We start from the raw sequence: 15674 nt of genomic DNA, 5'->3' as shown, positions 1-15674 counted from the left end.
TCAGTTTTCAAAGAACTCGTTTGCCGCTCATTTGCGACTCCCTTATGTTAACATTTTCATCTTTCAATGTCAACTAAGTTTTTTATTTCGTTTGTCGCGTTGTGCTTATTGCTATCGGCGACTCGTATAATATTACACCTCATTTATATAATCGTCAATATGTTTTTCTAAAAAAATAAAAAAGGCTTACCCTCTATAAGTAAGCCTTCCCTTCCCTCACATCAAACTATCTTAATTCACTTTCCTTCTATAATTGGTAACAACACAATAAAATGAATCACTCCATCTTCATATTCAGCTCGAATTTCTCCACCTTGAAGTTCAACAATACTTTTTGCAATAGCAAGCCCAAGTCCTGATCCTTCTGTTACTCTACTTCTGGACTGATCCTTCTTATAAAAACGTTCAAACAAGTTTCCTAATTCTTCTCTCGTGAACTCTTCACTATGATTTGCAACCGTAATTTCTATATATCGACGTTGTCTTTGAAGAGAAACTTTAATCTCTCCGTCATCTTTACTATATTTAATCGCGTTCATTAATAAGTTTTCAAATGCACGAACCATTTTTTCCGAATCAATAGTAGCATACGCACGTTCTTCAGGAAATTTTTTAACAAACTTAAGACCATGCTCTTCTGCCTGCGGTACTAACTCTTCTATTAATTGTTCAAGCAGTTCGTTTATACATACCTCTTGTTTTTCTAACACTACTTTTTCATTCGTTAACTTTGTATACTCAAATAAATCTTCTATTAAATTCTTTAACTGCTCCGACTTTGCAAAAGCGATCCTCATATACTCATCATGTTGTTCTTTATTTTCATATTTAGAATCACGGAGCAATCGTAAATATCCCATAATAGAAGTAAGAGGTGTTCGCAAGTCATGCGATACATTCGTAATGAGTTCATTTTTTTGCTTCTCTAACTTACGTTCCTTTTCAATATTAACCATAAGCTCTTCTGCCATGTTATTAATATTTTCAGTCAAAGCAGCGATTTCATCCTCCCCTTTTTTCTCAATGCGATAAGCTAAGTTTCCTTTTTCTATTTCTTTTACCCCTTGTGCCATCGCTTCAATTTGTTTCATCTTTCGTTTTGTTATATAGAAGAAAGAGAAAATAAATACGAGGACACCAATTAAAAATGGAAATGGACCCTCTGTTGTCTCATACATTACTTCCCCTTCAGGAATTCCACTTACAAACATATACAAGTTTTTATCTTCAATTGTGATAGGTGAAAAAGCTATAAATTCTTTTCTTGATCTTTCGAAGTCATCATTATCATTTGAATAGTTAATAGCAAATGATGTCACGTTGCGAATTGTATTATGCAAGTTAATTTGTTCCTCTTGCGCCTGCTTCGTTTTATACAGAACCTTTCCACTTTCATCAGTAATTAATACTTTTAAAGCTTCATGGCCCTGTTCTAAATTTTGGTTTTCTTCCTCTATCATATGTTGCAAAGCATCTAGCTTATTACCAGCAACCATCATTTCTGCTGTACTTTGAGCCTGATGATTAATTTGCTCCATACCAGCTCTATAATCGATTATAGCCTCACGATTTGCATTCTCAAAAAAAGGCGCGACTGCCTTTGATGCAAAAAGACCCAATAATGCGCAGACAATAAAAGTAGTAATAAGCTGGATTCTTATACTCCGCTGAACACTCTTTACTATCCTTTTAATCAATCCTCTTATTTTCTTATACATATAGGTAAACGGCTTAAATATCTTTCTCAATCTTATACCCCACTCCCCATACTGTTTTTATATATCTTGGCTTTCTTGGATCCTCTTCAATCTTTTCACGCACTTTTCGAATATGTACCATTACAGTATTATCCGATTGAAAAGATCTTTCGTTCCAAACCTTTTCATAAATTTGTTCTGCACTAAAGACCATACCCGGATTACGAGCTAACAACTCTAGAATTGAAAATTCTCTTGGTGTTAGTTTCACTTCTTCATCCTCCACAATCACTTCATGTGTCGAAACATTTATTTTCATATCCCCGATTTCGATCTCATTTTCATTTTGGACAACAAATCCGTTCATTTTCATGTATCGACGAAGCTGCGATTTAATTCTTGCTATAAGTTCTAGCGGATTAAATGGTTTCGTTACGTAATCATCTGCTCCTGTTGTTAACCCTAATATTTTATCCATGTCTTGCGTCTTCGCCGATAACATAATAATCGGCATCTCTTTCACTTCTCTTACCTTCATACACATATGAATTCCATCAATTTTCGGCATCATAATATCTAGTACAACTAAATGCACTTCATTCTTCTCTAATATATCTAATCCTTCCGCTCCATCCCCTGCTTGTAGTACGTTATATCCTTCATTTTTTAAGTAAATAGCAATTAAATCTCGAATTTCTTTTTCATCATCTACAACAAGTATGGTTTCTCGCCCCACAATATCGCCCCCAAAACTTTTAAAGTTCCTATTTCTTATTATAAGAAAACTTCTGAAGAAAAACGGAACGAAATCCTTAAGATTTTCTGAAGACGCAAAAAAGGTCTAGACTCCCCTTAGTCTAGACCTTTCAAAAACCCCTTTATTGACGAACGTAGATGAAATATAGTACGAATAAAACTCCCATAACATACATAATTGGATGAATTTCTTTACGACGGCCACTTACAACCATCGTAATTGGATAGAAGATAAATCCAATCGCAATCCCTGTTGCAATACTATACGTAAGCGGCATGGAAATAATCGTGAAAAATGCTGGTACTGCAATCTCGAATTTCTTCCAATCAATTTCCCCTAAAGATGAAACCATCAAAATCCCTACAATAATTAAAGCCGGTGCCGTTACAGCCGCTGTTACGACACTTAGTAATGGCGAGAAGAAAAGTGCTAACAAGAAGAACCCTGCTGTTACAACCGCTGTAAATCCTGAACGTCCTCCTGCTGCTACCCCTGCAGATGATTCGATGTAAGACGTTGTCGTAGATGTACCAAGAATTGCACCAATTACAGTTGCAATCGCATCTGCAAATAACGCTTTTCCCGCACGTGGTAATTTGTTGTTCTTCATTAATCCTGCTTGATTTGCAACTGCTACAAGTGTACCCGCTGTATCAAAGAAATCAATGAAGAAGAACGTTATAATAACAATCCCCATTTGAACAGTGAAGATATCTCCAAAGTGATTTAGCGCCACACCGAACGTAGGTTCCAAGCTCGGAATTGCACCAACTACAGCTTTTGGTGTATCAATTAATCCTGTTGCTACTCCAAGAATTGCTGTAAGAATCATCCCATAGAAAACTGCACCATTTATTTTTTTAATCATTAAGATAATCGTAATCACTACGCCGAAAATCGCAAGCAATGTTGTGCCCTTTGTTAAATCTCCTAATCCAACAAGAACAGCATCATTCTTCACTATAATTCCAGCATTTTGAAAGCCAAGAAAAGCGATAAATAAGCCAATACCTGCCGCTACAGCGAACTTTAACTCTACCGGAATCGCATTAATAATTTTTTCACGAATACCAGAAGCAGTAAGAATAATAAAGATAATACCTGACATTAACGTTCCGGCAATCGCTGTTTGCCATGGAATTCCCATCGTTAGCACTGCAGTGTAAGCAAAGAATGCGTTGATTCCCATTCCTGGCGCTAAAGCGATTGGATATTTTGCGAAAATCCCCATAATTAGTGAACCAATCGCAGCTGCTAATGCAGTAGCAACAAAGACCGCCCCTGGATCCATTCCTGTTCCTGCTGGTAACCCTTTAATGTTTCCCAGCGATAGCGTAGCAGGATTGACAAACAACACATATGCCATAGATAAAAATGTCGTTAATCCTGCAATGAACTCTGTTTTATAATTCGTACCGAGCTCATCGAATCGAAAATAACGTTTCATTCTACGTTTCCCCCGTTATATGATTACTCTTCGTAATTCTCCCTAGCCCTCTTTTATCTATAAGAAATAAAAAAGGCTTCCATTGCATACACATGGAAGCGTCTATAAACAAAGGCAAACTATCCCTTACCTTTATTAAAACGCCTCGTAGTCAAGCCATTTACGGTAGCTAGGTAGAAACTTTCGGGCCATATCCCCGATATTATACGACGGCTATAATATTCATTTTTCGTATCAATTACATACTCATATTAACTCACATATAGGTGTATGTCAATTTAAAAACGAACATTTTCACGAATTAATTATTTTTCGTTCGTATAAAATACAAAAAAAGATCCATCTATACATAAAATCATAGATGGATCTTCCTTTATACGAATAAACCTTATTCTATTCCCACTCGATTGTTGCTGGTGGCTTACTTGTTACATCATACACGATACGGTTAACGTGTTTCACTTCATTTACGATACGTACAGAGATTTTCTCTAATACATCCCAAGGCATACGTGCCCAGTCTGCTGTCATACCATCAATAGATGTTACTGCACGAATACCTACTGTGTAATCGTAAGTACGCTCGTCACCCATAACACCTACGCTGCGCATACCAGGAAGCGCAGTGAAGTATTGCCAAATTTCACGATCTAAACCTGCTTTTTGGATTTCTTCACGTAAGATCGCATCAGATTCACGAACAATTTCTAATTTTTCTTCTGTAATTTCACCTAATACACGAATACCAAGTCCTGGACCTGGGAATGGTTGACGCCATACGATTTCATCAGGAATTCCTAGTTCTGATCCTAATGCACGTACTTCGTCTTTAAATAACGTATTTAAAGGCTCGATTAATTTGAACTGCATATCTTCTGGAAGTCCACCAACGTTATGGTGAGATTTAATTGTTTGTGCAGTTGCTGTACCACTTTCAATAATGTCTGTGTACAGTGTACCTTGTGCTAAGAAGTCCATTCCTTCTAATTTAGAAGCTTCATCATCAAATACGTAAATGAATTCATTACCGATGATTTTACGTTTTTGTTCTGGATCTTCAACGCCTTTTAATTTGTTCATAAAGCGTTCTTTCGCATCCACTTTAATAACGTTCATGTGGAAGCCTTCACTAAATGTTTTCATAACACCTTCCGCTTCACCTTTACGAAGTAAACCGTGGTCAACGAAAATACATGTTAATTGATCACCGATTGCTTTGTGGATTAATACTGCTACAACCGAAGAATCTACACCGCCACTAAGTGCGCATAGTACTTTTTTGTCGCCAACAGTTTCACGGATTTTTTCTAATTCTACTTCAATAAAGTTCTCCATGTTCCAACCTTCAGAACAGCCACATACGCCAAATACGAAGTTTTTGATTAAATCATTACCGTGCTCAGAGTGACGTACTTCTGGATGGAATTGTACACCATATAAGTTTTGTGCTTCATTACTCATACCAGCAATTGGACAAGAATCACTTGTTGCGTCTACTACGAATCCTTCTGGTAAACCTGTTACTAAGTCACCATGGCTCATCCACACAACTTGCTCTTCTGGAAGATTTGCATATAATTTTGATTCGTTCTCTACTTTTAGAACTGCTTTTCCGTACTCGCGATGGTTTGCACGTTCTACTTTTCCACCAAAGTGTTTTGTCATAAGCTGCATGCCGTAGCAAATACCAAAGATCGGTAAGCCTAGATCAAAAATCTTTTCGTCACAGTGGAATGCATTTTCACCATATACACTGTTTGGCCCACCAGAGAAGATAATTCCTTTTGGATTCATTGCTTTAATTTCTTCCGCAGTAATTGTATGTGGATGAAGTTCACTGTATACACCAAACTCACGAATTCGACGTGCAATTAACTGATTGTACTGACTCCCAAAATCTAAAACGATAATCGTATCGTGCTGTTTTTTCAAAATAATCACCCCAACGTTAGTTCTGTATATAAATATTTTCACCAATTTGGCAAAAAGCATTACCAATATAATAAAAAAAGCCAGTCCTCCGCCTTCAGTCTCATAACAAAGAAAAGGCAGGGGTCTGACTTTATAAAGATAGTATTCCGCTCTTTATAAATATAAGACACACTGCCTTCATAGTCAGGTTGTTTACGGTAACCCGGTAGAGACTCTCAAACCATATCATTGAGGATATATGAAGGATTGTTTTATATTATCTTCCTAGATTCTAACAATGAAGTATCAATACGGTCAAGAGAGAAAGCGACAAAATTCTACAGAAATTATTTTCTCAGTGTGACAGAACCTTTTTTACTATAATTTTTTAACATCGTACAATAAAAAAACATCCACCTCTATACAGAGATGGATGTTCCGACAGCGGATGAAATTACATCATGCCGCCCATACCGCCCATGCCGCCCATTCCAGACATATCAGGCATTGCACTTCCGCCTTCTTCTGGTTTGTCAGCAACAACTGCTTCAGTTGTTAAGAACATTGCTGCAACAGATGCTGCGTTTTGAAGTGCAGAACGAGTTACTTTTGTTGGATCTACGATACCAGACTCAAGCATGTTTACCCATTCGCCAGTTGCTGCGTTGAAACCAACGCCTACTTTTTCGCCTTTTAAGCGTTCTACAACAACAGACCCTTCTAAACCAGCGTTGATTGCGATTTGGCGAACTGGCTCTTCTAATGCACGAAGTACAATGTTGATACCTGTTGCTTCGTCGCCTTCAGCTGCAAGTTCAGCTACTTTTGTATATACATTCATAAGTGAAGTACCACCACCTGCAACAATACCTTCTTCTACTGCTGCACGAGTTGAGTTAAGTGCATCTTCAATACGAAGTTTACGCTCTTTTAACTCAGTTTCAGTTGCTGCACCTACTTTAATTACTGCTACGCCACCTGCAAGTTTAGCAAGACGCTCTTGTAATTTTTCACGATCGAATTCAGAAGTTGTTTCTTCTAATTGCGCACGGATTTGACCGATGCGAGCTTCGATTTGTTCTGTGCTACCTACACCTTCAACTACAGTTGTGTTTTCTTTCGTTACAACCACTTTACCAGCGCGTCCTAAAGATGCAACTGTAGCAGATTTTAAGTCGCGTCCTAATTCTTCAGTGATTACTTCACCACCAGTTAAGATCGCAATATCTTCTAGCATTGCTTTACGACGGTCACCAAATCCAGGAGCTTTAACAGCAACTACATTGAATGTACCACGAAGTTTGTTTACTACTAATGTAGCTAATGCTTCGCCTTCTACATCTTCTGCAATGATAAGAAGTGGTTTACCTTGTTGTACCACTTGCTCTAACACTGGTAAGATTTCTTGAATGTTAGAAATCTTTTTGTCAGTGATTAAGATGTATGGGTTATCAAGGACAGCTTCCATTTTGTCAGAATCAGTGATCATGTAAGGAGATGCATATCCACGATCAAATTGCATACCTTCTACTACATCTAATTCTGTTGTGAATCCTTTAGATTCTTCTAAAGTGATAACGCCGTCGTTACCAACGCGCTCCATTGCTTCAGCAATTAACTTACCTACTTCTTCGTCAGCAGCAGAGATAGCAGCTACTTGTGCAATAGAAGACTTACCTTCGATTGGTTTAGAAATCGTTTTTAATTCTTCTACTGCTGCAACAACAGCTTTCTCGATACCTTTACGAAGACCCATTGGGTTCGCACCAGCTGTTACGTTTTTTAACCCTTCACGAATCATAGCTTGTGCTAATACAGTTGCAGTTGTTGTTCCGTCACCAGCTACGTCATTTGTTTTGCTAGCAACTTCTGCTACTAATTTTGCACCCATGTTTTCGAAAGCATCTTCTAATTCAATTTCTTTCGCAATTGTTACACCATCATTTGTAATAAGTGGTGAACCAAATTTTTTCTCAAGTACAACGTTACGACCTTTTGGTCCAAGCGTTACTTTTACTGCGTTTGCAAGAGTGTCGACACCGCGAAGCATCGAACGACGTGCTTCTTCACTAAATTTAATATCTTTTGCCATAATATTTGACCCCCTTGGATTTTTAAAATGTATATAATTAACCGATAACTGCTAAAATGTCACTTTCACGTAAAATCAAGTAGTCTGTACCTTCATATTTCACTTCAGTACCTGCATATTTTGAGAAGATGATAAGATCACCTGCTGCTACCTCTAAAGCAACACGCTCACCATTTTCAAGCACTCGACCAGTACCTACTGCAATAACTTTACCCTCTTGTGGTTTTTCTTTTGCAGTGTCTGGTAATACAATACCACTTGCTGTTTTTTCTTCTGCTTGAACAAGCTTAATTACAACGCGATCACCTAATGGCTTTAGCATGAACAATAACCTCCTCATTTTTCTATGTAAATTTTATTTATTAGCACTCAAAGTCACCGAGTGCTAACACACTTATAATAATAAATAATCTAATTTTCTTTTGCAAGTAAAAAAATCATAATTTTTTCGCAAATTACTATATAAACTTTTTCTATACAACTTCCTAAAGGAAATAATTCTGTTATCGTTATAACCATTCTCAAGAAAGCCTTTTGTATATGAATCAGTTTTTCCACTTACCGTATGTTACAATATGAAAGATACCATAAGTTGTTTTCTCTATAGGTACAGCTTTTTCCTGTCTCCTATTTCACTTTCAATGAAAGATTTACAAAAAAATAATAATAGGGACAGTTATTATGTATCCCCGGCTGGATATTTACATGTTATCCCGCCTTATCTCATAAACTAGAGTTAGAAAGGATGGTTAACCAATTTGAAAAAACAATATTGGTGGATTATAGTTACATATATTCTGATGCAATTATCAGGAATTGTTGGAGTGTGGCTCCTTTTCAAAACAGGACTATACGATAATATGGCGGTTTCACGAGAGCAAAAAATACAAATCATGGCTGGGCACTGGTCAATCATCAGCTTTTTTATTGCATTATGTATTATACTTTGGCTACTTAGAACCGATATCCGCGAAAGACATTTAGATACTAAGCGAGCTAGCATTTCTGCTACAATCGGCTGGATATTTATTGGTTTCTTTTTAGCTATGTTTGCTCAAGTAATCGCAGCTAATATTGAAATGCGATTATTAGGGATTGAGCCCGGTTCTCAAAATACCCAAGATTTGATGGAAATAGCAAGAGCTACTCCATGGTTTCTTATTGTTATCTCTATCATCGGCCCTATTTTAGAAGAGATTGTCTTTAGAAAAATTTTATTTGGAACACTCTATAAAAGATTTAATTTCTTTATCGCGGCAATTATTAGTTCACTTGTTTTTGCAGCAATTCACTTTGATTTTACACATTTGTTAGTATACACTTCCATGGGACTTGTTTTCGCTTTTCTATACGTGCAAACAAAACGAATCATCGTTCCTATTATGGCTCACGTTACGATGAATTCACTAGTTGCAATAACCCAAGTAGTAGTAAGTAACGAACAAATACAAGAAATGATTAAACAAGCAGAAAAAATGCAAGGATTTATCGGAGGATTTTAAATATGAAGAACTCACCATTGTTCATGGCAGCACTGTATTTCCTTCTCGGATGTGTCTTTACACGTTTCGCAATTACGAACGTTACAGATACAATTTGGAACTTTTGGACAATGCTGTTTGCTGCTATGGCAACAATTGATTTTAATTTGGCACTTCGACTTATCTTAGTCAAATTTACAAAGAAAAAGCAATAATAAAACGCAGAGGATTTCCTCTGCGTTTTATTGTGGATAATTTTTCAAAAAATAAACGAGTGTTTGTAATTCTACAGCTAAATCAATATGATGAATTCTTATATTTTCTGAAACATTTAATCGTGCCGGTGTAAAATTTAAAATTCCATGTACATTTGTTTCGGCCAATCGATCCGCTACAGCTTGCGCAACGGTAGCAGGCACTGTTAATATTGCCACTTGTATATCATTTGTCAAACGCTCTTCTAATTCATCTAAATGATATACAGGAATTCCTCCGATTTCTTTTCCAACTTTCTCTTCATTGACATCAAACGCCATTTCAATCTTTGTATTATTATTTTTCGTGAAATTGTAATGTAAGAAAGCGGTCCCTAAATTACCCACTCCAATAAGTGCTACACGTGTTATATCATCTTGATCGAGCGTTTCTCGGAAAAATGATAGTAAATAATTCACATTATATCCATATCCCTTTTTCCCTAACGCTCCAAAATATGAAAAATCTCTTCGAATTGTCGCGGAATCTACCTTCACCGCTTCACTCAATTCTGCCGATGAAACACGTTGCTTACCAGAAAGAGATAAGTTTTGGATAAATCGATAGTATAGAGGCAATCGTTTGGCAGTGGCCTGTGGAATCTTTTGCTGATCCATATAACCTCTCCTCTCTTCCTATCTTTGTTCATAGACTTAAAACAAATACAGAAGTTTAGCACTTATGACTTTCCTTGTATAATAGAGAGAAGACTTCTCTCTTTATTTTAAACTATACACTATTTTTAGTATGATTGAGAAATATAAACATGGCAAAGTTAAGAAATTATTTGAGGTGAAAACATTGATTTTATTACAAGTGAATGGGCTTTCAAAATTATACGGTGCTGAAACAATTCTTGCAAACATTAAATTGGAAGTTCAAACAAAGGATCGCATTGCACTAGTTGGTCGAAATGGTGCTGGAAAATCTACATTATTAAAAATAATTGCCGGTGAACTATCTCACGAAGGTGGAGAAATTATAAAGCCAAAAGATGTTTCAATTGGGTACTTAGCCCAAAATACTGGTTTAGAAACTTCTTTAACAATTTGGGATGAAATGCTTACCGTCTTTACTCATCTGCAGCAAATGGAAAAGAAACTTCGAAGGTTAGAGCAGGAAATGGGTAAGGAAGAGAACTTTTCAAATGCTGCTACGTACGAAAAATTACTCGCTGATTATGATCAATTACAGTTAGACTACAAAGATCAAGGTGGTTATCAATATGAAGCTGATATTCGCTCCATTTTAAGTGGACTTGGTTTTCCAGTTGAAACACACCAAACAACGATTTCTACGTTAAGTGGTGGACAGAAAACAAGACTTGCTCTTGGGAAGCTACTATTAACAAAACCAGACTTACTCATCTTGGACGAACCAACAAACCATTTAGATATCGATACATTAACATGGCTTGAACAATATTTACAAGGCTATCCTGGAGCTATTTTAATCGTTTCCCACGATCGCTACTTTTTAGACAAGCTTGTTACACAAGTATATGAAATTTCTAATAAAGAAAGCAGACGATATGTTGGTAACTACAGTAAATATTTAGATTTAAAAGCTGCACTATATGAGCAGGAAATGAAACGTTATGAGAAACAACAAGAGGAAATTGCTAAACTCGAAGACTTTGTCCAAAAGAACATTGCCCGTGCATCTACAACAAAACGCGCACAAAGTCGCCGTAAACAATTAGATCGAATGGAATTACTGACTAGACCATCAGGTGATTCTAAGTCCGCATCTTTTCACTTTGATATCGAAAAACAAAGTGGAAACGATGTATTACAAGTAAAAGATGTTTCAATTGGATATGACAAAGAGCCGATTATTGAGCATGTAAATATGCGCTTAACCCGCGGTGATAGTGTCGCACTAGTCGGTCCAAACGGTATTGGGAAATCTACATTATTAAAATCGATTGTGAATAAATTGAATACATTAAGCGGTGAAGTTTCTTTCGGTTCGAATGTTTCTATTGGATATTATGATCAAGAACAAGCAAACTTAACATCGTCTAAGCGTGTTCTAAACGAACTATGGGATGATTATCCGCTTCAGCCAGAAAAAGAAATTCGCACGATACTCGGTAACTTTTTATTCACAGGGGATGATGTATTAAAGCCAGTATCTTCCCTAAGTGGTGGTCAAAAAGCTCGATTAGCTCTAGCAAAATTGATGATGCAAAAATCTAATCTACTGATTCTCGATGAGCCAACAAACCATCTCGACTTAAACAGTAAAGAGATTTTAGAAAATGCCTTAATTGATTATCCAGGAACTCTTTTATTCGTTTCCCATGATCGTTATTTTATTAACCGTGTAACAACTACAGTGATTGAGTTATCAACAGAAGGAGCACAAGAATATTTAGGTGACTATGACTACTATATCGAAAAGAAAAATGAAATGATTGAACGTGCGGAGTTTGAACAGCAAGAAAATGATACACCTATTCAAAAAAGCATTGCTCAAGAAAAATTAAGCTATCTTGAAGAAAAAGAACGTAAAAAGCAGGAACGACAACGCATCCGGAAAATTGAAGAAATCGAACAAAACATTGCAAAGTTAGAAGAAGAAATTGCAGAATTAGAAGAGGAGCTTTGTCTGCCTGAAGTATACGCTGACTACGAACGAGCTAGTGAGATTACAACAGCAAAGCAAACAAAACAAGAAGAACTAGAGAAATTCATGGCGGAATGGGAAGAATTACACGTATAAAGTGAAATTTCTATCTGTCCCGGTCTAACTCCTTTGCTTTTGCAGAGTCTTCAAGTGGGAGTATCATTGCTCTTGAATAGCAGAATACATTCTCTATACTTAAATAGGAAAAACCAGGAATTTGAAGATCATTCAACTTCCTGGTTTATTTTTTCATCCGAAAAAAGCAATATATTTTACATATAAAGTGAAACTTTAATCAGTGGGGGTTTTCTCCATCCCCTACTGATTACCAGCCCGCAAATAGTGGGATAAAAAGGACAATCATCAAAGGTCTGACCTCACCTGTTTTATCCACAACTTTATACACATATTCACCTTTATAACATAAACGCAAAAATAATTTTTCCACATTATCCCCAAAATCTAAAAAAGTTATCCACATTTTATATGCACAATAAAACCCATATTATCAACAAATAATATGGGTTTTATCCACAGGTTGTGGTTAATTTTGTGTATAACTATGCTTCAATGTCTAACCCTGGGTTTGCATTTAAAGCCAATGTTGCACGTTTTCCTTGCTCATATGCAATTGTACCTGCGGCTGCAATCATCGCTGCATTATCTGTACACAATGATAAAGGTGGAATGATTAGCTCAATATCCCCTTTCTTAGCAAACTCTTCCTCTAAAGAAGCGCGAAGTCCTTTATTCGCTGCAACCCCTCCAGCAAGAAGCACTTGTTTTACACCATATGCTTCTGCTGCACGCGCTGCTTTCGTTACTAGTACATCTATTACACTCGCTTGGAAGCTAGCTGCTAAATCCTCTGGTGCAATTTCTTCCCCACGTTGTTTTGCGTTATGCACAGTGTTGATAACTGCTGATTTCAATCCACTAAAGCTAAAATCATACGAATCTGGTTCTAGCCATGCACGCGGTAAATCAATCGTTGGCTGTCCTTCATGAGCAAGACGATCAATATGAGGACCACCTGGATATGGCATAGATAATGTACGTGCAACTTTATCATATGCTTCTCCTGCTGCATCATCTCTCGTTTCGCCAATTACTTCAAAGGAACCATGCTCTTTCATATAAACAAGTTCTGTATGTCCTCCAGACACAACAAGTGATAACAACGGGAATTGTAGTTCTTTTACTAAACGATTCGCATAAATATGCCCAGCAATATGATGAACACCAACAAGAGGAATATTATGCGCGAAGGCAACTGCCTTCGCTGCATTTACACCAATTAAAAGTGCTCCTACTAAACCAGGTCCTTCCGTCACAGCAATTGCATCAATATCTTCAAATGTAATGTTCGCTTCTTTTAATGCTTCTTCTAATACAACTGTGATTTGTTCTACATGATGACGAGATGCAATCTCCGGCACCACTCCGCCAAAACGCTTATGGCTTTCAATTTGTGAAGCGACAACGTTTGCCACTATTTCTGTTCCATTTTTAACAACCGCTACAGCCGTTTCATCACAGCTCGTTTCAATACCAAGTATAATCGTATTTTTTTCCATTATATATTCACCCACATTACAAGACCATCTTCATAATTGTCTGTATAGTATCGTTTACGAATCCCACCATTTTGGAATCCATACTTTCGGTATAACTGCTTCGCTACTTCATTTGACACCCGTACTTCAAGTGTCATCGTTTTTGCTCCCATTTCTTTTGCCTGATCCATTACTTCTTTCAACAAAGCATCCCCAAGTTTTTGACCTCGATATTCTGGCAAAATAGCTATGTTCGTAATATGTGATTCGTCAATAATAATCCATAATCCACAGTATCCAATTACCACATCGTCTTTTTCTATTACGACATAATGTGCATATTCATTCATCTTCAATTCACGATGAAACGCATCAGCAGTCCAAGGAGTTGGGAATGACGCTTCTTCAATTGCTACAATTTGAGCAATATCATCAGTCGTCATTTTTCTAAATGTAATATCCATTTTGATATCCCCTATTTTTTTTGACTTTCTAGCCATTTTGCTTCTGCCTCTGCTAAGCGGAGGTAACTTGGAACAAATGTATGCACACTTTGCTCCTCTTTCTGTAATCCTAAAAATGCTAACTCACTTGGTCTTGGGTTGTTCTTTGTACAAGAAGCAAACACAGCTTGCTCTCCTAAATATTCTACAATCGTTTCTTTATGTTGTTCTACATCATTGCCGATAAATAAAACGGGTTGTCCCTTATCTTTTAACATCTGCAACCAATCAACAATAAGAACAATTCGATCATCTTCTATAGAAGATAGCTGACCTTCTTTATATGTATACAAGCCCGTATAAATTTGTCCGCGACGCCCATCAAACAATGGACAAATAACCCCTTGAAAATTAGCTCCATTCACAGCTACTACTTCTAAGCTAGACACGCCGACAATCGGTATTTGCAATGACCAAGCTAGTGTCTTTGCAACCGTCACACCAATTCGAACTCCTGTATAAGATCCAGGGCCAGCAGCTACAATAACTTTATCTAACTCTTTCGGTTTTACATTACATTCCTTTAAAAGTTCCTCTACAGCTGGCATAAGGCGCACGGAATGATTTTTTGTTAAATTCGTAATGATTTCTCCGACAACAGTATTTCCATCAATAAGAGAAACTCCCATTACATAATTTGAAGTATCAATTGCTAGTACTTTCATCTTGTAATAGCTCCTCACATAATCTAATATAACGTTCACCACTTGGTTCTAATACAATTCTTCTTGTATCATCACCTGTATGGAACAAGCTTATTTTTAATTTCTCATTTGGCAAGAAAGGTTCAATTAAATGAGCCCATTCTACTACTGTTATACCTTCGCCATAAAAATACTCATCAAACCCTAAATCTTCTTCACTTTCCGCTAAACGATACACGTCCATATGATATAGCGGTAATCTTCCTTTGTACTCTTTAATAATATTGAATGTCGGACTATTTACAACTCGTTTCACACCAAGACCTTTTGCAAGACCTTTCGTAAACGTTGTCTTGCCAGCACCTAGATCTCCTTCTAAAATAAGTACATCTTGTTCCCTAACAAGTTGTCCCAGCCTTTCTGATAAGTTCTGTGTCTCTTCAGAAGAGGTTGTCGTTATTTCATATTTATTCAAAGGTTTCACCTACCTTACTCACAATATTCTCTGCTCTTTATTATACAGATTTTTTCACTTTGTTTCATTTTGAACATATAAAAAAGACCTTAGGAGTTGTCCTAAGGGTAAGATTGACTGTCTTTATAAGTTTACTTAAAAATAAATAAAAAAATACGAAACAAGTTGTTTCGTTCTTTTCTTTGTATAAATGGCGGTCCCGACCGGGGTCGAACCGGCGATCTC

14 protein-coding genes and 2 riboswitches are annotated in these 15674 nt (G+C 36.8%); of the genes, 3 read left to right on the top strand and 11 right to left on the bottom strand.

Going from position 1 to position 15674, the window contains the following annotated elements; translation table 11 throughout:
- Nucleotides 1-236: 236 nt before the first annotated feature.
- The 6 genes from Y7E_RS0106205 to groES all read right to left on the bottom strand — a co-directional run bounded on the left by Y7E_RS0106205 (nucleotide 237) and on the right by groES (nucleotide 8226).
- Nucleotides 237-1748, bottom strand: coding sequence for a sensor histidine kinase (locus tag Y7E_RS0106205; protein ID WP_017150425.1), 1512 nt, complete (start codon nucleotides 1746-1748; stop codon nucleotides 237-239).
- A complete protein-coding gene (locus tag Y7E_RS0106200) occupies nucleotides 1732-2433 on the bottom strand; it encodes a response regulator transcription factor (protein ID WP_017150424.1) in 702 nt (233 codons plus the stop codon). Before Y7E_RS0106200 ends, Y7E_RS0106205 begins: the two co-directional genes overlap by 17 nt.
- 142 nt (nucleotides 2434-2575) lie before the next feature.
- The gene (locus Y7E_RS0106195; RefSeq protein WP_017150423.1) at nucleotides 2576-3901 is read right to left on the bottom strand and encodes an NCS2 family permease; all 1326 of its coding nucleotides are present in this window, start codon (nucleotides 3899-3901) and stop codon (nucleotides 2576-2578) included.
- A gap of 128 nt (nucleotides 3902-4029) precedes the next feature.
- Nucleotides 4030-4131, bottom strand: a riboswitch (purine riboswitch).
- 163 nt (nucleotides 4132-4294) lie between these two features.
- Nucleotides 4295-5833 carry a glutamine-hydrolyzing GMP synthase gene (guaA, locus tag Y7E_RS0106190; RefSeq protein ID WP_017150422.1) on the bottom strand — a complete coding sequence of 513 codons (1539 nt, stop codon included), beginning with the start codon at nucleotides 5831-5833 and terminating at the stop codon, nucleotides 4295-4297.
- A 160-nt stretch (nucleotides 5834-5993) separates the two neighbouring features.
- A riboswitch (purine riboswitch) is annotated at nucleotides 5994-6095 on the bottom strand.
- 171 nt (nucleotides 6096-6266) lie between these two features.
- Entirely contained in the window at nucleotides 6267-7904 is a 1638-nt protein-coding gene (gene groL, locus Y7E_RS0106185; RefSeq protein ID WP_017150421.1) for a chaperonin GroEL, read from the bottom strand.
- 37 nt (nucleotides 7905-7941) lie between these two features.
- On the bottom strand, nucleotides 7942-8226 hold the full coding sequence (gene groES, locus Y7E_RS0106180; protein ID WP_017150420.1) for a co-chaperone GroES: 285 nt from the start codon (nucleotides 8224-8226) through the stop codon (nucleotides 7942-7944).
- Between the two features lie 436 nt (nucleotides 8227-8662).
- On the opposite strand from groES, the gene Y7E_RS0106175 reads away from it, so the two are divergent.
- Together Y7E_RS0106175 and Y7E_RS0106170 are read left to right on the top strand one after the other, a co-directional pair.
- Nucleotides 8663-9406, top strand: coding sequence for a CPBP family intramembrane glutamic endopeptidase (locus tag Y7E_RS0106175; protein ID WP_017150418.1), 744 nt, complete (start codon nucleotides 8663-8665; stop codon nucleotides 9404-9406).
- 2 nt (nucleotides 9407-9408) lie between these two features.
- Nucleotides 9409-9600 carry a YdiK family protein gene (locus Y7E_RS0106170; protein WP_017150417.1) on the top strand — a complete coding sequence of 64 codons (192 nt, stop codon included), beginning with the start codon at nucleotides 9409-9411 and terminating at the stop codon, nucleotides 9598-9600.
- 27 nt (nucleotides 9601-9627) lie between these two features.
- Here the strand turns inward: Y7E_RS0106170 and Y7E_RS0106165 are convergent, their stop codons facing one another.
- Complete coding sequence (locus tag Y7E_RS0106165) at nucleotides 9628-10257, bottom strand: redox-sensing transcriptional repressor Rex (protein WP_017150416.1); 630 nt, start codon at nucleotides 10255-10257, stop codon at nucleotides 9628-9630.
- 184 nt (nucleotides 10258-10441) lie between these two features.
- Here Y7E_RS0106165 and Y7E_RS0106160 point away from each other — a divergent pair, with 184 nt between their 5' ends.
- Complete coding sequence (locus Y7E_RS0106160) at nucleotides 10442-12367, top strand: ABC-F family ATP-binding cassette domain-containing protein (RefSeq protein WP_017150415.1); 1926 nt, start codon at nucleotides 10442-10444, stop codon at nucleotides 12365-12367.
- Between the two features lie 464 nt (nucleotides 12368-12831).
- Here Y7E_RS0106160 and tsaD read toward each other — a convergent pair whose 3' ends face one another.
- Genes tsaD through tsaE form a run of 4 tightly spaced genes read right to left on the bottom strand, consistent with a single transcriptional unit; the run spans nucleotide 12832 to nucleotide 15449 of the window.
- Nucleotides 12832-13848 carry a tRNA (adenosine(37)-N6)-threonylcarbamoyltransferase complex transferase subunit TsaD gene (gene tsaD, locus Y7E_RS0106155; RefSeq protein WP_017150414.1) on the bottom strand — a complete coding sequence of 339 codons (1017 nt, stop codon included), beginning with the start codon at nucleotides 13846-13848 and terminating at the stop codon, nucleotides 12832-12834.
- A complete protein-coding gene (gene rimI, locus Y7E_RS0106150) occupies nucleotides 13848-14291 on the bottom strand; it encodes a ribosomal protein S18-alanine N-acetyltransferase (RefSeq protein ID WP_017150413.1) in 444 nt (147 codons plus the stop codon). The genes tsaD and rimI overlap by 1 nt, the downstream gene beginning before the upstream one ends.
- Nucleotides 14292-14302: 11 nt before the next feature.
- Nucleotides 14303-14995: a tRNA (adenosine(37)-N6)-threonylcarbamoyltransferase complex dimerization subunit type 1 TsaB gene (gene tsaB / locus Y7E_RS0106145; RefSeq protein ID WP_017150412.1), complete on the bottom strand. Its 693-nt coding sequence runs from the start codon at nucleotides 14993-14995 to the stop codon at nucleotides 14303-14305.
- Nucleotides 14976-15449, bottom strand: coding sequence for a tRNA (adenosine(37)-N6)-threonylcarbamoyltransferase complex ATPase subunit type 1 TsaE (gene tsaE, locus Y7E_RS0106140; protein ID WP_017150411.1), 474 nt, complete (start codon nucleotides 15447-15449; stop codon nucleotides 14976-14978). The genes tsaB and tsaE overlap by 20 nt, the downstream gene beginning before the upstream one ends.
- Nucleotides 15450-15674 lie beyond the last annotated feature (225 nt).

It is taken from the genome of Bacillus bingmayongensis (assembly GCF_000299035.1).
Lineage (GTDB): Bacteria > Bacillota > Bacilli > Bacillales > Bacillaceae_G > Bacillus_A > Bacillus_A bingmayongensis.
Note: the sequence above shows the minus strand (reverse complement) of the source record. Positions and strands in the feature narration are given on the sequence as shown.